This window comes from Streptomyces krungchingensis, from assembly GCF_054729265.1.
The window spans coordinates 425673-449095 of the sequence record NZ_JBPUKY010000002.1 but is presented as its reverse complement, the minus strand read 5'-3'; the positions used below and the strand labels follow the sequence as shown (position 1 = coordinate 449095).

14 protein-coding genes are annotated in these 23423 nt (G+C 69.8%); 5 read left to right on the top strand and 9 right to left on the bottom strand.

Annotated features, from left to right (window positions below; genetic code table 11):
* Positions 1–84: 84 nt before the first annotated feature.
* Both ACSYGO_RS42670 and msrB read right to left on the bottom strand, forming a co-directional pair.
* Positions 85–3756, bottom strand: a complete 3672-nt coding sequence (locus tag ACSYGO_RS42670) for a S8 family serine peptidase (RefSeq protein ID WP_460390011.1) — start codon at positions 3754–3756, stop codon at positions 85–87.
* A 322-nt stretch (positions 3757–4078) separates the two neighbouring features.
* Positions 4079–4486, bottom strand: coding sequence for a peptide-methionine (R)-S-oxide reductase MsrB (gene msrB, locus ACSYGO_RS42665; protein WP_028799966.1), 408 nt, complete (start codon positions 4484–4486; stop codon positions 4079–4081).
* A 614-nt stretch (positions 4487–5100) separates the two neighbouring features.
* Here msrB and ACSYGO_RS42660 point away from each other — a divergent pair.
* The 3 genes from ACSYGO_RS42660 to ACSYGO_RS42650 all read left to right on the top strand — a co-directional run bounded on the left by ACSYGO_RS42660 (position 5101) and on the right by ACSYGO_RS42650 (position 10123).
* Positions 5101–5598 (top strand): winged helix-turn-helix transcriptional regulator, encoded by a 498-nt coding sequence (locus ACSYGO_RS42660; protein ID WP_426675246.1) that lies wholly within the window; start codon positions 5101–5103, stop codon positions 5596–5598.
* 263 nt (positions 5599–5861) lie between these two features.
* Complete coding sequence (locus tag ACSYGO_RS42655) at positions 5862–8663, top strand: helix-turn-helix transcriptional regulator (RefSeq protein ID WP_460390010.1); 2802 nt, start codon at positions 5862–5864, stop codon at positions 8661–8663.
* A 254-nt stretch (positions 8664–8917) separates the two neighbouring features.
* Positions 8918–10123 carry an epoxide hydrolase family protein gene (locus ACSYGO_RS42650; protein WP_426675248.1) on the top strand — a complete coding sequence of 402 codons (1206 nt, stop codon included), beginning with the start codon at positions 8918–8920 and terminating at the stop codon, positions 10121–10123.
* A 269-nt stretch (positions 10124–10392) separates the two neighbouring features.
* Here the strand turns inward: ACSYGO_RS42650 and ACSYGO_RS42645 are convergent, their stop codons facing one another.
* The 4 genes from ACSYGO_RS42645 to ACSYGO_RS42630 all read right to left on the bottom strand — a co-directional run bounded on the left by ACSYGO_RS42645 (position 10393) and on the right by ACSYGO_RS42630 (position 17530).
* On the bottom strand, positions 10393–12891 hold the full coding sequence (locus tag ACSYGO_RS42645; protein ID WP_460390009.1) for a SpoIIE family protein phosphatase: 2499 nt from the start codon (positions 12889–12891) through the stop codon (positions 10393–10395).
* A 237-nt stretch (positions 12892–13128) separates the two neighbouring features.
* Positions 13129–13704: a TetR/AcrR family transcriptional regulator gene (locus tag ACSYGO_RS42640; protein WP_460390008.1), complete on the bottom strand. Its 576-nt coding sequence runs from the start codon at positions 13702–13704 to the stop codon at positions 13129–13131.
* A gap of 127 nt (positions 13705–13831) precedes the next feature.
* A complete protein-coding gene (locus ACSYGO_RS42635; protein WP_426675251.1) occupies positions 13832–16651 on the bottom strand; it encodes a helix-turn-helix transcriptional regulator in 2820 nt (939 codons plus the stop codon).
* 267 nt (positions 16652–16918) lie between these two features.
* Positions 16919–17530: an FMN-dependent NADH-azoreductase gene (locus ACSYGO_RS42630; protein WP_426675252.1), complete on the bottom strand. Its 612-nt coding sequence runs from the start codon at positions 17528–17530 to the stop codon at positions 16919–16921.
* 362 nt (positions 17531–17892) lie between these two features.
* On the opposite strand from ACSYGO_RS42630, the gene ACSYGO_RS42625 reads away from it, so the two are divergent.
* Positions 17893–19107 (top strand): ABC-2 transporter permease, encoded by a 1215-nt coding sequence (locus tag ACSYGO_RS42625; RefSeq protein WP_460390007.1) that lies wholly within the window; start codon positions 17893–17895, stop codon positions 19105–19107.
* A gap of 36 nt (positions 19108–19143) precedes the next feature.
* Here ACSYGO_RS42625 and ACSYGO_RS42620 read toward each other — a convergent pair whose 3' ends face one another.
* Complete coding sequence (locus ACSYGO_RS42620; protein WP_460390422.1) at positions 19144–19809, bottom strand: nitroreductase; 666 nt, start codon at positions 19807–19809, stop codon at positions 19144–19146.
* 147 nt (positions 19810–19956) lie between these two features.
* On the opposite strand from ACSYGO_RS42620, the gene ACSYGO_RS42615 reads away from it, so the two are divergent.
* Positions 19957–20607 carry an FMN-dependent NADH-azoreductase gene (locus ACSYGO_RS42615; protein WP_426675254.1) on the top strand — a complete coding sequence of 217 codons (651 nt, stop codon included), beginning with the start codon at positions 19957–19959 and terminating at the stop codon, positions 20605–20607.
* Between the two features lie 220 nt (positions 20608–20827).
* On the opposite strand, the gene ACSYGO_RS42610 is transcribed toward ACSYGO_RS42615, so the two are convergent.
* Positions 20828–21313, bottom strand: coding sequence for a MarR family winged helix-turn-helix transcriptional regulator (locus tag ACSYGO_RS42610; protein WP_426675255.1), 486 nt, complete (start codon positions 21311–21313; stop codon positions 20828–20830).
* A 140-nt stretch (positions 21314–21453) separates the two neighbouring features.
* Complete coding sequence (locus ACSYGO_RS42605; protein ID WP_460390006.1) at positions 21454–23190, bottom strand: PASTA domain-containing protein; 1737 nt, start codon at positions 23188–23190, stop codon at positions 21454–21456.
* Between the last annotated feature and the right edge of the window lie 233 nt (positions 23191–23423).

The following is a 23423-nucleotide window of genomic DNA, read 5'->3' as shown; positions in this document are numbered from 1 at the left end:
CCCACGCCGACCGCACCGTCCAGGCGGTGCCGTGCTGCCTCCCCACAAGGCGATCACGTCACCCACACCGCCTGGAGCCCTCGGCTACCTCACGCCGAACGCGCGAACCACCGTCTGCTCCACCTTGTTGCCCGCGCCGTCCCAGGCCTCGGCGCGCAGGGACACGAAGCCGGAGCGGGAGGTCAGGCCGCGGCCGAGACGCACCTCGTAGGTGCCGTCGCGGTGGAGCGAGGCCGGGACGGAGGTCCAGTGCCGACCGTCGTCGGTCGATGCCCAGACCCGCATGCCCTTGACCTGCTCGCCGGTCCAGCCGTCCTGGTGACGAGCCGTCACCCGCAAGGTCGTCGACGACGAACGCTTCACCTGGTTGCGGGTGTCGACCGGGGCGTCGTAGTCAAGAAGCAGCAGTGGCAGCAGTTGCTCCTGGCCCGACGCCGGCGGTGCGGAGCGGAACGACCAGGAGGTGTCGGTCCTCGTCGAGAAGGTCCAGGCGGGCGAGTCGCGGAACGTCTCCAGCTGGAGCCGGTAGTCGGCCTCCCCCTTCCCGGCCGGGAAGTCGCCCCACGGTCGGGCCTGGTCGGCCACCTGCGTGCCGTCGCGGTACAGGCGCGTACGCACCTGATCGGTCTCGTCGTCGCCGGCGAAGCCGTAGTGGTGGCTCTCACCGTCGCTCATCTCCGCGAGCCGCAGGGCGATGGTGTCGCCCTGGCGTACCGAGCGGAATCCGGGGTTGCCGGCCGGGGCGGTCGGGCGGACCACCGATCCGTACCAGTTCTCGCGCAGGTGCTGGCCGGCCGAGTATCGGTGCAGGCCGCCCGTCATTCCTCCGCTGACCGAGCCTTCGGTGTCCCACGGGAGCTTGTGGGCCATTCTCTCCAGCCACACGGTGTCCCCGGCGCTGATCGTCTCGACCCGGGTCAAGGGCAGCTTCACCAGGGACCGGTTGTCGAGCGCGAACGACGTGTCCTGCCAGGGGCGCCACGCGAACCGCTGTTCGATCGTCCATGCCTCGGTTCCGGGCCGGTGGTAACGGGATTCGACCGTCGCGGTGTCGGACGCGTTCACCGTGTAGGTCAGGCGGTCCGGTACGGCGCCCTTCTCGGTCAGCGTCAGATCGTAGAGGTACGGGCTGGCCGACGTGCCGGACAGGTCCAGCGTGGCCGACTGGTGCTTCTGCCGCTTCAGCCAGGCCAGGAGGTCTTCACCCTGCTGCTGCGGGAGGTGCATGGTGGTCATCGGGTCGCGTTCGCCGGTCGGGTCCCACCGGGACCACACCGGGATGGGGAACTCGTTGATGATCACCAATGCCGCGGCCCCGGTCTTGGCCACAGCGGCCATCTGGTCCGGGAACCCGCCGGACGTGTGCATCAGCACCGCCTTGCCCCGCAGGTCTCGGCCCGCCAGTGAGTCCGGCTCGACGTAGACCAGGGGCAGCCGGCGTGTGCCGTCGACGGCGGGCGAGTGGTGGAACAGCACGGGCGTGAGTTCCGGAGTGTGCTTGCCCGGGACGTGAACCTGCAGTCGGGGAGCCACCATCCGCCAGCGCGAGTAGAACTCGAAGGTTCCGTTCTTGACGGGTGTGGTGGGTGTGGCGGAGACGGTGCGGACGGAGTCGAAGTCGATCGTCGTGGTGGAGATCTTCCGGGTTCCGACGGCCCGGTAGGAGCCGAAGTGGATCATTCCCTGCTGTTCCGACGCCTTGGGCGTGCGGACCTGGATGGGGCTCGCCGTTCTGGCGTCGAGCGTGATCTCCTTGTCGGAATCGAGCTTCAGCTCGGGCCTCAGTACCTCGGTGTACTGGTAGCCCTTGACCTCGGTCCGCGACACCAGCGCCTTGAAGAAGTACGTGTCTTCGGGAAGCGTGACCCGGGCGACTGTGCCGTCCGCTCCGGGAACGGCGTAGCCCAGCGTGTCGAACCGGTAGTCGGAGCCGTAGAGCTCCAGCGACGGGACCACTGCGGGATTGCCGTCACGGTCGACGAAGCGCATCGTCAGCGTGCGCATCGCGCCCCGCACCGTCACGGCGAGAGCGGTGTGCACGGCTGGTGTTCCGTCGTCCGGAGTCGCCGTGACGTAACCCGACCAGCGGCCCCGCTCCAGATCCGCGGCGTGTGCCTCGATCGGGACCTGCGCGGTCTCGCCCGGCTCGACGGTGACCGTCGGCGCACCTGTGGTGATCGCGTCGGCCGGCGCCGGTGATCCGTCGGCCTGCGTCATCCGGAGCGACAGTGTGAGCCGGACCGGCTTCGCGGAGACGTTCGTGTACGCCGCTGTACGAGTCGTCGTGCCGTTGTCGGGCCCGAGCACACCGAGGTCCATTGCCCCGGTGGCGACCACGGTCCGCGCGAAGGCCCCGGCGACGTCCACACGGCCGCCGCCCTGCTCGTCCACGCTCTGGTTCGCGATCACCTTCGACGAACCGACCAGCGCGTTCTTGATGTCCTGGGGCTTCCACTTGGGGTGGCTCTGCGCGAGAAGAGCTGCCGCGCCGGCGACATGCGGAGTCGCCATCGACGTTCCCGACGCCGAGGTGTAGAGGTCGTTCTCCGGGGTGCCCATCCGGGTGCCCGCGGCGCGCGCGGCGACGATGTCGACACCTGGCGCCGTCAGTTCGGGCTTGACGCTGTCGGCCTCACCCACGGGGCCGCGGCTGGAGAAGCCGGCCAGGTCGTCGTTGCGGTCGACGGCGCCGACGGTGAGGGCGCTCGGGGCGACGCCGGGCGAGCCGACCGTTCCCAGGCCTGGGCCTTCGTTTCCGGCCGCCACGACGAACAGGGTGCCGGTCTCGTCGGTCAGGTGATCCACCGCCGTCACGAGCGGGTCGTCGTCTTCGGCCGCGGGGCCGCCGAGGCTCATGTTGACGACTCGGGCGCCCGAGTGGGCGGCCCACTCCATGCCGGCCAGGACGTTGGAGTACGCGCCGGAGCCGGAGTCGTCCAGCACCTTGCCGATCAGCAGTTCGGCGTCGGGTGCGACGCCCTTGCGGGTGCCGTTCGCACCCGCGCCCGATCCCGCGATGGTCGCCGCCACATGGGTGCCGTGTCCGACGGCGTCGCGGGTGCTGTCGCTCGTGCTGAAGTTGTGTGTCTCGCCGACGCGTCCCGCGAGATCGGGGTGGGTGGCATCGACGCCCGTGTCCAGCACGGCGACCTTGACGCCCTTGCCGGTGACCCCGGTCTTCCAGACTTCCGGGGCGCCGATCTGCGGCACGCTGTGGTCCAGCGACACCCGTACCTTGCGGTCGAGCCAGATCTTCTCCAGACCTCCGGCCAGACGGGAGGCGGAGGGGCTCTTCTGCGTCTCGCGGCGGTCGCGCGTGGCCTGCCCGCGTGAGGTCTTGTCCGCCGTCCCTGTGACGGTGTCCCAGAACGTGTTCAGGTCGCCCTTGGCAGCGGTGACCGCCACACCGTCGATGCTGTCGAGCACCCGTCGGCGCTCCGCGCCCGCGGGCGCCTTCTGCGCCGAGAGGCGGGTCGCCGAGCCGTATCGCAGGAGCAGCGGCAGCTTCTTGGCGTGGGAGTCGTCGTATCCCTGCGCGATCAGGTCCGTCACATTGAAGAGTGCGGGGTCCAACCGCCCGGAGGACAGGTAGGGAATGGCGCTGTGAGGTGTGACGTACACCCGACCGTCGACCTCACGGGTGCTGAACCCGCCGCTGTCGCCTTCTGTCGCGGGCTGCACCGTGGCCACCTGCCGGCCGTCCGCGTACCGGGTCACCGTGACGCGGTCTCCCGTGATCAGTGTGACCGCGTGCACGGACGGACGCAGGGCACCCGGAGCCCGTTCCGATCCAGGGACACTCCGGCCGACGCCGGGTGCGGCCGCGCCCATGAGGACCGCCGCGACGGTTGCCACGGCCACCGAGCGGTACTGCGGCGCACGGGCAACACGCCGCCACGGTCTGCTTATTGATCTCATGGGGGCAAAGCGTGGCGGGTAGCAGGCGGCCGGTCAGCAGCTGGGCCTGTCGGACCCGCGCCAAGTCACCTTTGCGCCAGGGGCTCTGAAGGTGCGGGAACCGGCACCGAACCGGTGCCGGTCGGCCCGCACCCTCAGGGCTGTCAGCTCTCGTCGACCGTCAGCTCTCGTCGGCTGTCAGACGCAGCGAGATGCTGTTGATGCAGTAGCGCTGATCGGTCGGCGTGGGAAAACCCTCTCCCTCGAAGACGTGCCCGAGGTGCGATCCGCAGCGAGCGCACCGCACTTCGGTCTGCACCACGCCGTACGACCGGTCTTCGGCCAGCTCGACCGCATCGCTGTCCTTCGGGTCGTAGAAGGAGGGCCAGCCACAGCCGGAGTCGAACTTCTCCGCGGAGGTGAAGAGTTCGGCGCCACAGGCCCGACAGGAGTAGACGCCTCGCGTCTTGGTGTCGGTGTACTCGCCGGTGAAGGGCATCTCCGTGGCGGCCCGGCGCAACACCTTGTACTCGTCGGGAGCCAGCTCGGCACGCCACTGCTCGTCCGACTTTTCGACGTCATACGACATGAAACTCGACCTCATCCATTCGGTAGCGAGAAACGGAGGGGAAAAGGGATTCACCTCGCGGCAAATGGCTCTGCAGGGATTCCGTCGAATGACCCGATGCAGGCTCGTGGCTGAGCCGGGGACGGCGCCTTTTCACGCACGTATGTCCTTGAACCGTGACGCGACCTGCGGTGTTCCCGCCGTGTTGCCGTCATGGCGTGTGCTGAATCACAACCGCCGGACTCGGCGACGTGATGACGACGCGACAGGGAGAGTCGGCTTGCCGGAAAAGGAAGCCTGCCCGGAAAACCCCACCCGGGCCGCCGTCCGACGCCTCCCTGCCGGCAGATTCGTGGACAGCTCACGGCGCAAGCGTCCGTGGCCGTTCACGGGGGTCTTCGCGATGCGTTCAGTGCACCCCATGTCTACGCGCTTGCAAATCACAAGTAACACTGTCAAGGTAGGCATGTCACTTGCACATCGCAAGTGACTGGAGCGAGAGACCGAGAGCAAGCCGATCTGAGCCCGATGGAACCACCCGACCTCACGGGACACGGATCGCAGGTGATTCCAGCCCCGCCGAGCACGTCCCTCATACTTTTCGATTGCAAGCAACATGTGTCCGGGAGGCTTCCATGAAGCGCCGAGAGCTGGTCCACTCGCCCTGCCCCATCGACCGCTCGCTGTCCGAGGTCGGTGACACCTGGACACTTCAGATCCTGCGTGACGCCATGCATGGCGTCACGCGGTTCACGGACTTCAACAAGCGCATCGGGCTCGCCTCCAACATCCTCACCGCGCGCCTGCAGAAGCTCGTGACGGTCGGGATCTTCGAGATCCACGAATCGGCACTCGGCAACTCCCACGAGTACGTGCTGACCGACAAGGGGCGCGACCTGCACATCGTGCTCTCAGCACTGCGTCAGTGGGGCGAACGGCACTTGTTCGAGGACGACGAGGTGATGACCCGCGTGGTCGACGCCCGCACGGGCCAGGCACCCCGCCGCCTGGAGCTCACCGCGGAGGACGGCAGCGTCCTGTCTCCCGACGACATGCTCCTCGTACGGTCCCGCGCGGCCGAACCGCTGGCCGATGCCGTACCCGTCGACACTCCTCGTCGGCACACGACGTGAACCGGCCGACTCGTCCATCGCGTCCGGCCGGCACGTCGACGGACGACTCGTCGCTCTGACGCCCACGCCACCGCACGGCAACGGCCTCGTGGCATGCGACCGCATGCACGCCCCACACAGCTTCGGCGTGTCCACACGCACGAGCACGCGCCGTCCCTTCTTGCGCTCCGAGCGTTGCACGGCGTCCGCACCCCATACCGAGAAGGCCACCTGCGACGCACTGTTCGGCGAGCGCCGGCTGGCGCCCATGACTGGAGCACACGGTGATCAGTAGTCCCCACTCGGAGCAGAGCAGAGCCGATGCCTTGGTCGGCCGCGACAACGACCTGCACCAGATCCGCGATCTGGTGAGGCTCGGGACCGGAGGCGGAGCGCTGCTGCTTTCGGGAGACGCTGGCGTGGGCAAGACAGAAATGCTGAATGCCCTGGCCGAGTCCGCCCGCGCGCAGGGGGCTCAGGTTCTGCCGGCCGCCGGCGCGGAGTTCGAGGCCAACTGCAGCTACTCGAGCCTGCACCAGATCCTCTTTCCCCTCCAGGACGCGATGGCCGACCTGGACACACCGTTCCGTGACGCCCTGCACGTCGCGCTCGGTTTCGACAGCGGACCCCCGCTGGAGCGCCTCGTCGTTTCCAACGCCGTACTGCTGTTGCTGCGAGCCGTCGCCGCCCGCGCGCCGCTCCTTGTGGTCGTGGACGATGCCCCGTGGCTCGACCGGGAGAGCGCTGCCGTACTGGGCTTCGTCGCGCGGCGCGTGACGGGCACCGGCGTGAGCCTGCTCGCAGCGTCACGCACCGAGTCCCGGAGCCTGCTCACCGGTGGCGCCCTGCCCGAATACAGGCTGCAGCCCCTGGACGAAGCATCGGCGGCCCAACTGGTCGGCGCGCGGTTCCCGAACCTCGTGGCCAGTGCGCGCCGACGCCTGCTGGCCGTGGCGAGCGGCAACCCGCTGGCCCTTCTCGAACTGCCGACAGCACTCCCCGCGATGCACACCCCCGCCGCCGAGGCAGTTCCCGCTGTACTGCCGCTCAGTCGGCGTCTGGAAATGGTCTTCGGCTCCCGGATCGCTGCGCTCCCCCGCGCGTCACAGCGTCTCCTGCTGATGGCCGCACTGGAGGGCACCGGCGATCTCGGTGTGCTGCAGGCGGCCTCACGCCACACAGACGACGGATACGGCTTGGACGACCTGGCCTCGGCCGAGCACGACCAGCTGGTGCACATCGACGAAGAGGCCAGGCGACTGCGCTTCCGTCATCCGCTCATCCGTTCCGCTGTCGTGGAACGCTCCGCGAGCAGTGAACGACGTGCCGTGCACGCAGCGCTCGCCCACGTCCTGGCCGGCCGGCCCGAGCGGCGGGCCTGGCATCTGGGCGAGGCCACGGTGGAACCGAACGAGGAGGTGGCAACCCTGCTGGAGGATGCGGCGCGCATCACCCTGCGCCGTGGCGACGCGGTGGGCGGGATGCGGACTCTGATCCGGTCGGCAGACCTCACTCCGCACGGGTCCGACCGCGGCCGCCGGCTCGCCGAAGCCGCCTACATCGGGGCGGAATCCACTGGTGCCCTCTCCAGCGCACAACAGCTCCTCGACGACGCCAGGCACACACCGTCGGACCCTGCGAGCGCCCTCCACACGGCTGCGGCCACCGCGCTCCTCATCCTCAACCGCGACGGCGACATCGACACCGCCCACCGCTTGCTGGTCTGCGCCATCGAGGCCGGAGTCCATGGTCATGAGGCGTGCGACAAGGCACTCGGAGACGCCCTTCACACACTGGCCCTGGTCTGCTTCTTCGGCGCACGCCCGGAACTGTGGCAGCCGTATCACAAGGCACTGGAACAGCTGAGACCCCAGGCACCTCTCATTCTCTCGGCGTTGGGCAAGGCAGTCGCGGACCCGGCCCGCACCGCCCTCGCGGCGCATGAGGAACTCGACGCGCTCGTCGGGGACTTGACCGGCACGACCGACCCCGTTCGGATCACGCGCACCGGTGCGGTCGCGGTTTACCTGGACCGGCTCAGCGACGTCCGCGAGGCCGCATGGCGAGTAGTGCGCATGGGGCGTGACGGCGGCCCGGCCCGGCGCTACCTGTCCGCGCTGATCCACCTGTGCCTGGACAGCTATCTCACCGGGCTGTGGGACGAAGCGGCCCGACTGGCGGACGAGGGTGTCCGGCTGTGCGAAGCCCACGCCTACAGCGGCTTCTCCTGGTATTTCCTCTACGTGCAGGCCATGCTCGCAGCCGCACGCGGAACCGCCGACCAGGCCGAAGCGGCAGCAGAACGGATCATCCGCTGGGCCGTGCCCCGCGGAGCGTTGAGCGCCGCGCACTACGGGTATCACGCTGCCGCTCTCGCGGCCCTGGGACGTGGTGACTTCCCCCTCGCCTACCAGCACACCAACTCCGTCAGCCCGGCGGGGAGCCTTCCCTCGCACGTGCCTCACGCGTTGTGGGTGACGATGGACCTCGTGGAGGCGGCCGTCAGGACCGACCGTCATGCAGAGGCGGCCGCCCACGTCCGTGCCATGCGACAGGCCGGCGTGGCAGCGATTTCTTCACGGCACGCCCTGCTCATGGAGGCCGCTGCCGCTCTGTGCACCGCGGACGACGACGACGCTCTGCGGATGTTCGCCCGCGCACTCGCCGTTTCCGGCGCCGAGCGCTGGCCGTTCGACTACGCGCGCGTCCAACTCGCCTATGGCGAACGGCTGCGCCGCGTCAGAGCAACAGCCCAGTCCCGGGCTCCACTCAGCACCGCACTCTCCATTTTCGAGCATCTCGGGGCACGGCCCTGGACTGCCCGTGCCGAGGCCGAACTTCGGGCTGCTGGGCAGGGCAAGCGGCCGACCGGATTTCCGAAGGAGCATTCCCTTACCGCGCAGGAGCTGGAGATCGCCCGGCTGGCAGCCTCCGGACTGACCAACAAACAGGTGGCGGAACGATTGTTCATCTCACACAGGACCGTCGGCGCCCACCTCTATCAGGTCTACCCCAAGCTCGGCATCACGTCCCGCGCCATGCTGAGAGACGCCCTGGAATCCCGGTCCCTCATGAGAGACCGATAGCCCAAGGACTCGGCCGACCCCGTCACGTGACCTAGGGAGACCGACTTCTCCCCCGGGAATGGAGGTCATGTGACCGATTACCGGTGCGACAGGCCAGATACATCATGAGATGGCGCCGGGAAACAGGGTTGTCCTCACGACTCTGTGCCACCCGCCCGGAAAGACCAGAGGTCATTCCGGGCGATGAGACGTGCGAGGCCGGCGCGGAAAGCATCTGTCACCCGCCCGACCCTTCGGGCGCCATGGAGAAACACATGACTGTCACTTCCGGCAAGACGGCGATCCGGCCGTTCACCTTCGAGTTCTCCGACGAGGAGCTCGAGGAGCTGCGTCGGCGTATCAGGGACACGCGATGGCCTGAGAAGGAGACCATCTCCGACCAGTCGCAGGGCACGCCGCTCGAAACACTCCGGGAAGTCGCCCGGTACTGGGCGGAGGAGTACGACTGGCGCAAGGTCGAGGCGAAGCTGAAGGCACTGCCCCACTTCATCACCGAGATCGACGGTCTCGACATCCACTTCATCCACGTCCGCTCCCGGCACGAGGATGCGCTGCCGCTCATCGTCACGCACGGCTGGCCCGGTTCGGTCATCGAGCAGCTGAAGATCATCGAGCCCCTCACCGACCCCACCGCTCACGGCGGAGACGCGTCCGACGCGTTCCACCTGGTGGTTCCGTCCATGCCCGGCTACGGCTTCTCCGGCAAGCCGGCAGAGTCCGGCTGGAACCCCACGCGGATGGCAAGGGCATGGGCAGAACTCATGAAGCGCCTGGGGTATTCGAGGTACGCGGCGCAGGGCGGCGACTGGGGAGCGATCGTCACAGACGTCATGGCTGCCCAGGAGCCAGAAGGCTTGATCGGCATCCACACCAACATGGCCAACGCGGTACCGGCCGACGTCATGGCCGCCATCGAGGGCGGCGCCCCGCTGCCCTCCGGCGTGTCGCTCACTCCCGAGGAGCACAAGGCCGTCGAGCAGTTGCGATCTGCGTACGCGGACGTCCCTTACGCCTTCCAGATGGGCACTGCCCCGCAGACACTGGTCGGGCTCGTCGACTCGCCGGTGGGTCTCGCCGCCTTCATGCTCGACCACGACTGGCAGAGCCTGGAGATGATCTCCCGGTCCTTCGCGCATCACCCTGAGGGGCTGACGCGCGACGACGTCCTGGACAACATCACGCTCTTCTGGCTGACCAGGTCGGCGGTCTCCGCAGCGCGTCTGTACTGGGAGAACGCTCAGGCCGGAATCTCGTTCTTCGGCGCCAAGGGAGTCAAGCTCCCCACCGCGGTCAGCGTCTTCCCCACGGAGATGTACACGCCCCCACGCAGCTGGGCCGAGAAGGCCTACTCGAACCTCATCCACTACAACAAGGTTCCCAAGGGTGGACATTTCGCCGCCTGGGAGCAGCCGGAGTCGTTCGTCGATGAGGTCCGCACGGGCCTCCGCCCGCTGCGCTGACGGCCGAACGCGCAGGAGCCTGGGTTCCTGATCCGCCGACAAGAGCCGAGCAGTGCCCAGTCCTTGCCTCAAGGTGCTTCAGCTTGAGTCGATGACAAGAGCGACGCGCATACGGTGCCCGGATCTGCCGGGCACCGTATCGTCATGACCGGCTCCCTCCCCTGTCCGCGAAGACGTGACCGCCCGGATGCAGTCGAGGGTGTCCGTCGCGGCAGGCCCCGACAGCCGAACACGCCGTAGGGCAGCGACGGGTAAAGGCGTCCGCCCGGTCAGCACGCGGTATCGACCGTCGGCACGGACGACCGGAGACCGGCCCCGGCGGGAAGCTCCTGTTCGGCCCAGACGACCTTGCCGCCCGACACCGGGCGGGAGCCCCACCTGCGGGCCAGCTGGGCGACCAGGAAGAGGCCGCGGCCGTTCTCGTCCATGGTGTGTGCGCGACGCGGACGCGGGGAGCAGACGTCGGTGTCGAACACTTCGCAGGTCAGCACCTGGTGTCGGATCAGGCGCAGACCGATGGGGCCGGTCCTGTGACGGACGGCGTTGGTGACCAGTTCGCTGACGATCAGCTTCGTGGACTCCTCCAGACCTTCCAGGCCCCACACCTTCAGCTGGTCCGCTGCCAGGGTCCGGGCGTTGCGGGCGGCGGTCTGTTCACTGGGCAGCTCCCAGGAGGCGACCTGGGCCGGATCGAGTGAGCGCGTCCGGACCAGGAGCAGAGTGACGTCGTCGCAGGGCGCCTGCCCCGGGAAGCACTGCGTCGCTTCGGCGCAGAGCTCCTCCAGCGTGCGGTCCGGCTGTGACAGGACGGCGCCCAGACGGTGCATGCCCTCTTCGATGTCCCGGTCTCGGGTCTCGATCAGGCCATCGGTGTACAGGGCGAGGAGACTTCCTTCGGGCAGTTCCACCTCCACGGCCTCGAAGGGGTCCCCCAGCCCGATGCCCAGCGGGGCCCCGGCAGGCAGGTCGGGGAAGGTGACATGGCCCTGCGGGTCGACGATCGCGGGCAGGGGATGCCCGGCCCGCGCCATGGTGCAGCGGTGGCTGGCCGGGTCGTAGACCGCGTACAGGCAGGTCGCGCCCACGACCGCCGGGGCCCCGTCCGGGGCGTCGTCCTCACCGGCCAGGCGCTGGACCGTGTCATCGAGGTGGGCGAGCAGCTCGTCCGGGGGCAGATCCATGTCGGCGAGGGTGTGCACCGCGGTACGGAGCCGGCCCATCGTCGCGGCGGCGTGGAGACCGTGCCCGACCACGTCACCGACGACCAGGCCCACCCGGGCGCCGGACAGCGGGATCACGTCGAACCAGTCGCCTCCCACGCCGTGGTCCATGTCGGCGGGCAGGTAGCGGGAGGCCACGTCGACCGCCGTGCCGCCCCTCAGCTTGTGCGGCAGCAGATGGCGCTGCAGTGCGAGGGCCGCACAGTGCTCACGAGCGTACTGACGGGCGTTCTCCAGCGACTGCGCGGCGCGGCTGACGAGCTCCTCGGCCAGGAGCAGATCGACCTCCTGGAAAGGCGCCGGGTTCTCGGTGCGGACGAACAGCATCACGCCGAGCAGTGCGCGCCGGACACGGATGGGTACGGCCATGATCGAATGGACGCCGTTGTCATGGATCCGTTGCGCCAGTAGCGGCGCCTGGTCGAGCCACGTGCCCGAGGCGGTGTCCAGGACCGACTCCAGGCGGGACCTCCCGGTCCGCAGGACCTCGGTGAACGGTGAGGCGGGCGGCATCAGGACCGGCTCACCGCGCGCCGCGGAGGATTCCGGCACGCCCTGGTGGATCGAGGCGAGACCGCCCCGCCGGAAGACGGGAAGGTGCTTGCCCTTCGGACCGTGAGGCGCCGGGGGCCCTTCGCCGAACGCAACTGTCTGCTCCAGGTCGACGGCGGCGTAGTCCGCCAGCAGAGGCACGGCGAGCTCGGCCAGCGCCTGACTGGTCTGCATCACGTCCAGCGTGCTGCCGAGGCGCGTGCACGCCTCGCCGAGGGTGGCGAGGCACTCGCGCGCCCGCCGGCTCTCGACGACGTCGGCACTGATGACGCATCCCCCCAGAGCCTGTCCGTCGGCGCCCTGGATGCACTGGAACGAGACCGCGAACGGGTGCTCCCGATGTGGTCCCGTGGGCAGCCACGTCCGGTACTCGTGGACCAGGGTGGTACCGCTCTCCAGTACCTGCCGCATCACCGCTTCCAGCGCTTCGGCCTTGGGGCCGGGCAGCGCATCGGTGATCCGGCGTCCGAGCCGCCGGTCATGGGAAAGGCCGTCGTGGCTCTGCATCACGTCGTTCACCGCGGTGCAAAGCAATTGCGGGTCCCGTATGACGATGCCGACCGGCGCGCGGGCGAGCAGCAGTCCCCTGACCGATCCGTTCATCGGGTCCCCGGACCGTTCGCCGAAGTCGGCCAAGGACGCGAGCCACCATGGTCTTCCGTCGCGCTTCTCCAGCTTCGACATCCGCAGGCTGACGTCGAGCACGCGCCCGTCCCGGTGGCGCACCGCCGTCGCGCCCGACCAGCCGTTCTCGGCACGACACCGCTCGACGAACGCCGATGTCGTCGGCGCTGCCCCGAAGGACGGCAGTACGAGGGCGGCCGACTGTCCCACGACGTCCCTCGCGGCGTAGCCGACGAGCTGTTCGGCGGCCTGCGTCCATCCGACGACCGTGCCGTGGTCGTCGAGCAGCGCGACCGCGGTGTCGGATATCTCGGACGCACTCATCTGCTTACCGAGTGTCACCGAGTCGAGGTTCGTCATGGTCATGGTCATCGCAGCGATTCCTTGCATGGCTGGGCGAGGTGGGGTACGGGATGCCATTTGCCCGTTTTGCGTGATTGACCGACCAAGCTCCTGCTTTGTGACGGCACCGAGGCCATTCACGGAGTGAGCCGGGTCACGCCGGCGGCCGACCCTCGACCCGCCCCCGCGCCCGCGCCCGCGCCCGCGCCCGCGCCCGCGCGGAGACCGGACATACGTCCGCCTGCCCAGTCCAGGACGCTCGGCGCATCAGTCCAGGACGCTCAGCGCATGGGAGACCGCGCTCTCGAGAAAGGCCCGGTCGGCGCGCGCCTTGCCCATCACCCGCAGGCCTTGGACGAAAGTCGTCAGGAACCGGGCCAGCCCCGCGGTGTCCTTGTCCGCGGGCAGGTCGCCACACGCCTGCGCCCGCTCCAATGCGCCGGCGATGGTGCCCTCGACCAGACGCAGCGTCGCCGTGGCCCTGTCCGTCGTGGCCGGATCGGCGGGCCGCTCGGTGACGGCATTGACCAGGAAGCAGCCCCGGCTCGGATCGTGGACGTCCGCCTCGACCATGGCGATGAGCGCCGCCCGCAGTGCGGAGCGCACGTCCGGGGCCGACTCCAGCTCCGCGATCAGCGCCCCGGCGTAGGCCGAGCAGTAGCGTTCGAGAGCGCGGGCGTACAGCTGCTCCTTGGAGCCGAACGCCGCGTAGAGGCTGCCGCTGCCGATGCCCAGTTCTGCGGTGAGGTCCTGCAGGGAGGTCGCGGCATAGCCGCGGCCCCAGAACAGGTCCATGGCCCGCCCGAGCGCCTGGTCGACATCGAACTCCCGGCTCCTTGCCATGACCGGCACGGTAGGAGTTCTGGATTGCATGAGCAAGAACAGGACACTGTGCCGAGAGGTGCCGCGTGCCGAAGCAGCCAGGTCGAGGGAGAGCGCCCCATGGGGGCTGCGCTCCCTTCGGCCGGCGTCACTCCTGCTGGGGCGGTGCCTGAGAGGACGTGTGCGCCGAGGCGATGCGGGTCAGTTCCACCCTGGTGTTCACATCGAGTTTGGCGAAGACATGACGCAGGTGTGAGTTCACGGTGTGCGGAGACAGATGCAGCCGGTCGGCGACAGCCCGGTTGGTCAGTCCGTCGGTCACCAGCTGGACGACACGCAGTTCGGAGGTGGTCAGGCTCTCCCAGCCCGATGACGCCACTGCCGTCCGGCGTCGGTGAGACTCGGAACGGAGGCCAACCTGGTCCAGTCGTGCCTGCAGACGTCGCACGTCTCCCGTGGCCTTGCAGGCGGCCGCCCGGGTCAGGGCCCGCTGGAGGGATGCGGTCGCTTCCCCCGGCCGGCCCTCGTCGAGGGCGCGGCCGGCCATCGCCTCCTCGGCGTCGGCCGCGGCGAGTGGCCGCTGGGTCAGCTCATGTCCCCTCGCCGCCTGCTCCAACGCTTCGGGGTCGGCCTGCAACAAGCCGCGGACATGTGTGACCGAGGCGGCCACCGCGCGGTCGAACACATCCCGCGGAGACAAGTGCTCCAGAGTCGCCAGAAGGGCCTCGGCCCGGGACCGGTCGTTCGCGCGCAGCGCCACGGAGGCGAGTTGCGGCCACAGCCCGGGAGGGAGCGTCAACAGGTCTGCCGCGGCGTCCTGTTCGTAGAAGCGGGCGCCTTCGCGCACAGCGCCCGTCGGGTGCCCCTGCGCTGCGAGAAGCAGACTGCGGGCGCACACCGTCCAGGGGTCGGGCCGTGGCGCCGCGCCCGCGGTGATCCCGTCCGCGGCGGCGAGGCGTCTCGCGGCGCGGCTCAGGTCGCCCTGCCGGAGCGCCACCAGGGCGAGCACCGCGTGGGCGGTGCGGTCGGCGGTGTCGAGTTCCAGTTCCTCCGTGACCGTGAGAGCGGCCTCCGCCTCGGCTTCCGCGTCTCCGAGTTCGCCTCGTTCCAGGAGCAGGCAGGCGCGTCGGGTGTGCCATGCGGAAAGGGACCACACGGCACCGGAAGCCTCCGCCTGCGTCTGCCCTTCGCGCAGCAGCGTCTCCGCGTCCGTCAGCCGCTCGGTCGAGGTCAGTACGGTGGCGAGCCACAGTCCCGGCAAGCGCAACGGCCGCAATGCAACGCCAGGGGCCGCGTGCCCCGCGCGCTCGACGGCCGCTTCCGCGAGATCGACCGCTCGGGCGATCCGGCCGCGCAGCAGTGCGGTGTGGGACTGGAAGAGCATGGCGCCGGCGACGACGGCCGGATCAGGATCCTCGTAGGCGGCGTCCACCAGGTCGCGTCCGATGGCTTCCGCGGTGTCGGTCTCCCCCAGGAAGGCATGCGCGGTGCCCTTGGTCTTGAGCAGGGCCAATCGCAGGCCGGCCGGCACATCGGGCAGCGTCAGTGCCCGGTCCAGCTGGTCCAGGGCTGCCGGGTGGCGTCCCGCCGCCAAGTGGATCTCCGCGACGGTCAGCCGCAGGGGGGCCTCGTCGGCCGGAGTGACCGCGAGCGCGAGGGCCTCGTCCGCGAGGGCCAGGGCTTCCCGCGTACGCCGGGCGGCGCGGAGCGTCTGTACGGCCTCGATGAGTGTCCGGGTCCGTCGGGGATCCGATCTCGGTGTCAACCCGACTGCTCCCAGGGCGAGTTCGACAGCAGTGTCCGGTGCGGCGCCGACCATGACCTGAGCGGCGTCGCGCAGGATGCGAGCGGCCGCGACGTCCCCTGGCGCGGCACCCGCCAGTACGTGGCGCACCACGTCTTCAGGTTGTCGGCCGAGGGCCAGCAGGGTGTCGGCGGCTTCCCGGTGCATGGCTCTGCGCAGGGGCAGGGGCATCCCGTCGTGGACGGCCCGGCGCACGAGATCGTGGCGGAACGCGAGCCTGGGCCCGGCCTCGATGAGCATGCCGCCGCGCAGCAGTTCCTGCGCGGGTCGTAGAAGCCGTCCCACGCCTCGCCCGAGCAGCCGAGCCACGTCGAACAGCTCGAAGTCGACGCCGAGCACGGCGGCCGCGTGGAGCAGGTCGGTCCTGTCCGGCGGCATGTGTTCAAGACGTCGCGCGACGACCTCGGGCAGGCTCGGCACGGCTTCGGCAGCCGATGCGGCGAGCGAGGCCTTGCCGCCCGATACGGAGCACCGGCCCTCCGCGACGGCCGCGCGGAGGAGTTCGGTGAGGAGGAAGGGGTTTCCCCCGGCTGTGGCGAGCAGACCGGCGAAGCTGTCGTCCACGGGCGCGTGGAGCACGTCACCGGCCAGGTCGGCCGCCGCGCTGTCCGGGAGAGCGCCCAGGGTCAGGACCACGGTGTCGGGATCGTCCTTCGGCTGTGCGACGGCGAGTCGCGACGTCGGCCCGCCGGCGAGGATCCAGGCCACCGGGGAACCGGTCAGCCGCCGTGGCAGTGTGCGCAGCGCGGCCAGGGTCGCCGAATCGGCCCAGTGGACGTCGTCCACGAGCACCGCCACCGGGGTGTGCCCGGCCCGTCGTTCGAGCTCTTGTGCCAGCGACTCCAGCACTTGGTGGCGGAGCATCGGGTCGGTCGCGTCGCAGGCTGTCCTGTCGGCACCGTCCCGGTCGGCGCCGAGGCGATGCAGCAGGGAGAGCAACGGTGCCAGGACCCGATAACTGTCCTGCTCGTCGGCCCGGGTCTCCGTCACGTCGAAGCCGGCGGCCGTGGCCAGCGACGCCGCCTCGGCGAGCAGCCGGGTCTTGCCCAGTCCGGAGGCGCCCTCCACGTACAGCACGCGGGTACGTCCGTGGGCGACGCCGTCCAGCACATCCCGCACGCGGGTGAGCTCGGTGTCCCTCCCCCGCAACGGCTGGTCGGACAACGGCTTCTCCGTTCCACGACTACTTCGCTCAACACTGCAGCGTGACCGGCGCAGGGGCAACGCACACACGTGCTGTGCACCCGCCGCCCCCTGCGGTCCCGACCCGCCCGGGCATCACACGATCATGCGATGCACAGGGGGGACACACGGTGCGGCCGGCCCGGCTTCGTCACCCGGACCTCGCGCGGCGCGGCGGCCGATGAAGGCGCTCAGCGGGAGCAGCGCTCTCTCGGCCGTCACGCCGGCGGGCCTCCCGTGTCCGGCGGCTCAGAGAACCTCGAGCGAGGCGGTGATGGCACGACCGGCCTCGACCAGCCCCGCTTCGATCTGTGCGCGGCCCGGTCCGTTGACCGAGAGGAATTCCACGTCGGTGATGCCGATGAAGCCGAGGACACCCCGCAGATAGGGGGCGTGGTGGTCCAGGGCGGCGAACGCAGGATCGGTGAAGTCGCTGCCGGATGCGCGGACGACCACGGCCTTCTTGCCGGCGAGCAGGCCACGCGGGCCGTTCTCGTCATAGGCGAAGGTGCGGCCGGCCATGCAGATCTGGTCGATCCAGGCCTTGAAGGCGGCGGGAACGCTGAAGTTGTACATCGGTACCCCGAGCACCAGCACGTCCGCGGCCTCGACCTCGGCGATGAGCGTCGCGGCCGCGTCGACGGCGGCGCTGGTCCGCGGGGTGTGGTGCTCGGCCGGGCCGAAGACACCGGTGACCCAGTCCGCGGAGACGAGGTCCGGTACGTCCTCGGTGACGTCCCGATAGGCCACGGTGCCCTCGGGGTGCTTGCGCCGCCAGGCCGCGACGTACTGAGCGCCGATCCGCCGGGTGAGGGAGTCGGCACCGCGCGAACTGGAGTCGATGTGGAGCAGGTGAGGCATGGGTCTCTTCCCAACATTCAGGATTGATCATTCCACAATGAGGATGCGGAGATGCGCTGCCTGTGCGAGCACAGAGAGCAGGGGATCGTCGCCGGGTGCACACCGCGACAGCGGCCGCAGGCTCCGGGAGTCAGGGAGCGGCGCTCGACCGCGCCCTCCACATCTCAATGTACATGAATAAGTTGAACTCTCAACCATCTATTCCGGACGGCGCAGATCGCGTCCGGGGAGAGGCCGGGGAATGTCCGGGCCGAAATGGCATGAACGAGTGATGCCGGGACCGGCGCCGACCTTCGATGCTGTGACGAACTGCCCGGACCACCGTCCGCCGCCCGGGCCGTCGACGCTTTCGAAGGAAGTCAGTGCACCACGAGATCATCAGCGACAACACGGCCGCGGGAGGACACGAGCCCGGCACGCGCCATCGGCACCGTGCGGCGATCCCGACCGATGCCGCGCCGAACAAGCCCGGCCTCACCGGCTCGGCGGCCGTCCTCAAACCCGTCATCACAGTGCTCACCGTGGGTCTGGCGTTCGTCAGTGTCTTCCTCGCCGCCTTCCACACACCCACGGCCCACCGACTGCCCATCGCCGTGGTGGCGTCCGACAAGAACGCCGCCTTGTTCGACGTGAGACTGCAGCGGACGGCGCCCGACGCCTTCCAGGTGGAGCGCTATCCCGGCGAGACCGCGGCCAGGTCGGCCGTCGAGCACCGCAAGGTCTATGCGGCCTACGTGCAGACGGGTTCCGTGCCACAGCTTCTGTACGCGGGTGCGAACGGAGTCGCGGTCCAGGCGCTGGTGGCGCCTCTCGGCCACCCCCAGCCCGGTGCGGGCGGCCCGAAGGCCCATGTGGAGGACATCGTCCCGCTCGCCCCGGGAGACAGCCGGGGGCTTTCGGTGTTCTACGCCTCCTTCGGCCTGGTCCTCGCGGGCTTTCTCTTCGGCCAGATGACCTACCAGGTGGCGCCGCGCCTTCCGTTCACCCAGCGCATGGGCAGCCTCACGCTCTTCGCCGTGGCCGGCGGGCTGGCCACGGCCCTCGTCGCAGGGGCGGCCTTCGGCGCCATCCCCGGACCCGTCCTGGGAATCGCGGGCATCGTCACCCTGATGTCGGGCGCCGTGGCGGCGGGAACCGTCCTGCTGATCCGCCTCTTCGGACCGCTCGGCGTCCCTCTGGGATCGATCTTCATGCTCGTGATGGGCAACGCGACCAGCGGCGGAGTCCTGCCGCCGTCGTTCCTGCCCGGCTGGCTGCAACCACTGGCCTCGGTGATGCCGCCCGGCGTCGGTGTGCGAGCACTCAACGGCCTGGCGTACTTCCACAACGACGGCGTCGAGAGCGGGCTGATCATCCTCGCGGCCTGGGTCCTGCTCTGCGCGGCGGCCATTCTCGGTCTGGACAGGCTCGCCGCCTCCCCCGCGATCCTCCACGTCGCCCACCGGGGACGCCCCGACCACGCCATCGGAACACACCGGGCAACGCCTCACCCACCGACCCTCCCGGCAGCGTCGGACGGGACGCCGGCGGCGGCCTTCCTCGCCGAGCGGTCCGCCGGCAGCAGGCCTGTCGACTGAGGGCGGGCGGTGTCAGGAGCCTGAGGCCGGCCGGTGTCAGAAGCCGACGAGGGTGACCGTCTCGTCGAGCGGCGCCCGGCCGGTACGGGCGTGCTCCACCGCGCGGTCCTCGAACCCGATCGACATGCCGCAGAAGAGCATGAGCCCGTCCGGCGGCGACAGGACCTCCGCGACGGTCCTGTGGAACTTCGCCCACGCCATCTGCGGGCAGCTGTGCAGCCCCTCGGCGCGGAGCAGCAGCATGACGGTCTGCAGATACATGCCGACGTCGGACCACTGGGGCCGCCCCAGGTCACGGTCGATGTAGCAGAACAGAGCGGCGGGTGCACCGAAGCACTCCCAGTTCGCCGCGGCGGCCCGCTGACGCGCCTCCAGGTCCTCGCGCGCAATGCCCAGCGCGCCGTAGCGCTGCTCACCGAAGGCGGATCGGCGCTCACGGTACGGGGATTTCAGCGCGGGCGGGTACTGCTCGTACTCCGGCTCGTCCCAGGGGTCCCCTGCGGCCAGCCGTTCGCCGGAGCGCTTCTTGAGTTCCGCCAGCGGCGCGCCCGTGAGGACGTACGCATGCCAGGGCTGGAGGTTCGATCCGGACGGCGCCCAGGCCGCGGCGGACAGCACGCGCTCCAGCATCTCCTTCGGGACGGGCTGGTCCGCGAATCCGCGCACGGCCCGTCGGCTCATGACTGCCTCGTAGACGTCCATTAACCCGCGCTCCTCGGTCACCGTGACCACCTCTCCACCTCATGCTCGACTGTATTGTTCGCAACGGTATCATTCAATACTATCTTTGACGAGCACGCGTCTCCGCCCCGGGACACCGCCTCGGGCGACATTCATCTGGAGAAGGTCATGACCACGCTGTTGCACATCGACTCGTCCGTATTTCCCGGCGAGGCCTCCTCGTCCCGCTCGGTGGCGGCCGCCTTCCGCAGGACCTGGGAGGAGCAGCACCCGGAGGGCACGGTGATCTACCGCGATGTCGCCGCCAACCCCGTACCGCACATCACCGCCGCCGCCTGGTCCGCCGGCTCCGCCGCCCCGGTGGAGCGCAGCCCGGAGCAGTCCGCGGCGTTCGCCGCACGCCTGGAGCTCATCGAGGAACTGGAGCAGGCGGACGCCGTCCTGATCGGCGCCCCCATGTACAACTACGCGATCCCGTCGACGCTCAAGGCATGGCTGGACAATGTGATCCTGCCGGGCCGCACCTCGGGCGAGCACCCCTCCGCCCAGGGCACCCCGGTCGTCGTCGTCGCAAGCCGCGGCGGCTCCTACGCACCGGGCACCCCTCGCGAGGGTTACGAGTTCGTACAGAACTACCTGGAGGCAGTCCTCGAGGGCAGCCTCGGCCTGGAACTCGACTTCATCGTCCCTGAACTCACCATGGCCCCCCGCAATCCGGCCATGTCCGAACTGATCCCCCTGTACGAGGCCTCCCGCAAGCGCGCCTTCGAGGACGCGGGCGCCAAGGCCAAGGAACTCGCCGAGCGCATCGCCGCCTGACGCCCGGACCACCGACGCCGCGTGATGCCTCGCTCCACGACATCACACGGCGTCGTCGTCGCCCGGGCCCTCTTCGAGAGCGGGAACAGACACTCCGCCCCCGTCCGCGGCCGGTGCAGGCGCATGGACACTGCGGCCCCACTCCTCAACGCCGTGTTCGCCAGGACATATTCATGAGACGAGGTGCCCCCGGGCGGCAGGCAAGGGTTCCCGGCCGCGATCAGGCCTGACCACCCGCGGGATAGGCGAAGCGGGTCAGCAGATCCGTCAGCTGCCCGGCCTCGCCGGGCTTCAGGTCGGCGATCAGACGGTCGGCCAGCGGCGCCGCCGCCACATGAGCCGCGTCGAAGAGCTCGACGCCCTGAGGCGTGATCTCCACCGCCCGCGCCCGCCGGTCCCCCGGGACGGCCTTGCGTACGGCGAGCCCCTTACGCTCCAGGTCGTCGACGATCCGCATGATTCCCGCCTTGTCCGAGCCGGTCGCCGCCACCAGGTCCCGCTGCACCGTGGGCCCTCGGTCGACCAGCACGATCAGCACGGCAAAGTGCCGCAACTCGATGCCGAGCGGCCGAAGCGCCTCCGTCATCACCGTGGCCGCGCGCCAGTGCGCCTGCCGCAGAAGCAGGCCGAGAGCGAAAGGCGAGGTGTCCCCGGGACGGTCGGTCGCACGCGATGAAACGGTCTTGTGAGGCACTTCGGCGGTCATGCGGCCACATTACAGCCGTCTATTCACTCGATACGTTCTCGTTCGACACCAAATGCGCCCGTGTCCGCTGCTCGCCGCGCGCCCCGACCCCACGAGCGACCACGCGACGGAGCCCGGCCCCGGAGTGCGGGGACTTCATGTCAGCTGGAGTCGTAGCCCCAACGCGCCCGGCCGTCCTTGCCCATGTAGCACTTCGCGGGGCGTCCGTCGGCAGTGGTCGCGGTGGCGCCCACGGGAGAGCAGTACTGCCCGAACCGGATGCCGGACTGGCTGCCGGAACCGCCCGTCGTTCCGCCTGACGTGCTGGAGGAGCCACCACCGGTCGAGCCACCACCGGTCGTGCCACCACCGGTCGCGCCACCGCTGCCGGACGAGCCGCCGCTCGTGCCGCCTCCCGTCGTGGAGCCGCCCGCAGTGGAGTCGTGGGACGGCTCGGGGCGGGGCTTCGGCTTCGGTTTCGGCTTGGGTTTCGGTTCGGGCTTCGGTGTCGGTTCGGGGCTCGGCCGGGTGCAGGGGGCATCGGGGTCGATCAGCCACAGGCCGACCTGAGTCGAGACCAGGACCTCGGTGCCGGGCTCCGGTTGCTGGCGGCACACCTGCCACTGGTCGAGGTCGTGGGAGCCGTTGTCCAGGCGCTTGCCGGTGTACGCGTGCCGCATCGCCGGGTGATCGAGGTCGAGGGCCTCCAGGGCACGGTCGGCTTCATCGAGGCTCTTGCCGACGAGGTCCGGCATGGCGACTCGGCGCGGGCCCAGGAGGTGTGTCGGGCACACCTCCTGCTTCGGCACCGCGTAGAGCGTCAGCGTGCGCACGGACGGGCGGACCGTTTCCTCTCGCGAGGGCGTCTGGAAGCAGACCCGCCAGCCGGACCCGGTGTTCTTCACCGGCCGGAAGGCGGAGGAGGCATCGGCCACCGACACCTTCAGCCATGCGTGCGCCCGGGCGTCCGCGACGGCCGTGGTGACGGAGGCTCCGCTGAAGTCGGGCACGGCCCGTGCGGTGTCCGCCCCGGCCCGAGCCGGGTCGTCGTGTCCGTTCGAGACCGAGCTCAGTCCTGCGACGAGCGTGCCGGCCACGACCGCGGCCAGGAGAACGGGGTGCCTGCGCAGCCAAGTGACCGAGCGCGCTTTGCTGTTGGAACGCACGGGAGCGTCGGCGGGCAGGACTTGCCCTACAGCTTCGAGGAGTTCGCCCTTGGGGTCGATCTTCGATCCGTGCAGTCTGCGCACCGTGCCGTCGACGACGATGTCGACGCGGTCGAGAAGGCCGTGGGCACGGCGCTGGATCCGCAGGGGCTTCGGCGCCCGGGACGCCTTGGGCGTCAGGAGAGGGCGAAGAAGGATGAGTCCGCGGTCGGTGAGCGCCGCATAGCCCCAGCCGCAGTGGTAGAGCGACCGCACGACTTCGTCCGGTTCGAGTTCCGCCAGCAGCACCTTCTTGTGGTCGTCCGGCAGCGAGATGTTCTCGTCGGCGGCGGCCGTGGCGGTGCGGGGATCGGCGGCGAGAGAGCCGGGCACCAGTTCTCCGGCGTGCTGGACGAGTTCGCCGGACGCATCGAGCTGCGAGCCCCACACCGTGATGCGTCGCCCCGTCACGGACAGGTCCACACGTCGCTGCGCCCCGTACGCTGTGCGCAGGATCGTCAGGGGCCTCGGAACCCGCGTCGGCGCGTCCCCGCCGAGCAGGACGAGTGCCTTCTCGGTGAGCGCCGCGTACCCCAGTCCTTGGTGGTAGAGCGCCAGCACCGTCTCGCCGGCTCGCAGGGTGTGCAGCAGAGCCTCCGCCTTGCGGAGGGGAAGCGCGACGGTCTCGCGGGCCGCGACGTCGGCGGTACGCGGATCGTTGCGCAGGAGGCGCTGCGCGGCAGTTGGGGACATACGCGGAGGATAACGGCCACGATTCCTCGCTCGGGCTCCGGCCCAGGAACCGCTGCAAGGCTGTGACCAGCGACGATGATGTGTGCAGCATCGTCCTTCGGTTGCCCGGCCGGAGGCGTCGGGACACGTGCGCCCCGCCGCACCGACTGCGTACGCCAATTCCCGTACGCGCAGCTCTGGTTGGTGGCCGAGTGAGGGGCGGACCGTGCGCTCCGTCGGCAGGCGCCGGCTTC

What these genes read in the sequence shown, in the direction of transcription:
- msrB (WP_028799966.1), bottom strand. Translation starts at nt 4,486, where the DNA reads ATGTCGTATGACGTCGAAAAGTCGGACGAGCAGTGGCGTGCCGAGCTG.
- ACSYGO_RS42620 (WP_460390422.1), bottom strand. Translation starts at nt 19,809, where the DNA reads ATGGACGTCTACGAGGCAGTCATGAGCCGACGGGCCGTGCGCGGATTC.
- ACSYGO_RS42660 (WP_426675246.1), top strand. Translation starts at nt 5,101, where the DNA reads ATGAAGCGCCGAGAGCTGGTCCACTCGCCCTGCCCCATCGACCGCTCG.
- ACSYGO_RS42630 (WP_426675252.1), bottom strand. Translation starts at nt 17,530, where the DNA reads ATGCCTCACCTGCTCCACATCGACTCCAGTTCGCGCGGTGCCGACTCC.
- ACSYGO_RS42610 (WP_426675255.1), bottom strand. Translation starts at nt 21,313, where the DNA reads ATGACCGCCGAAGTGCCTCACAAGACCGTTTCATCGCGTGCGACCGAC.
- ACSYGO_RS42640 (WP_460390008.1), bottom strand. Translation starts at nt 13,704, where the DNA reads ATGGCAAGGAGCCGGGAGTTCGATGTCGACCAGGCGCTCGGGCGGGCC.
- ACSYGO_RS42645 (WP_460390009.1), bottom strand. Translation starts at nt 12,891, where the DNA reads ATGACCATGACCATGACGAACCTCGACTCGGTGACACTCGGTAAGCAG.
- ACSYGO_RS42605 (WP_460390006.1), bottom strand. Translation starts at nt 23,190, where the DNA reads ATGTCCCCAACTGCCGCGCAGCGCCTCCTGCGCAACGATCCGCGTACC.
- ACSYGO_RS42650 (WP_426675248.1), top strand. Translation starts at nt 8,918, where the DNA reads ATGACTGTCACTTCCGGCAAGACGGCGATCCGGCCGTTCACCTTCGAG.
- ACSYGO_RS42615 (WP_426675254.1), top strand. Translation starts at nt 19,957, where the DNA reads ATGACCACGCTGTTGCACATCGACTCGTCCGTATTTCCCGGCGAGGCC.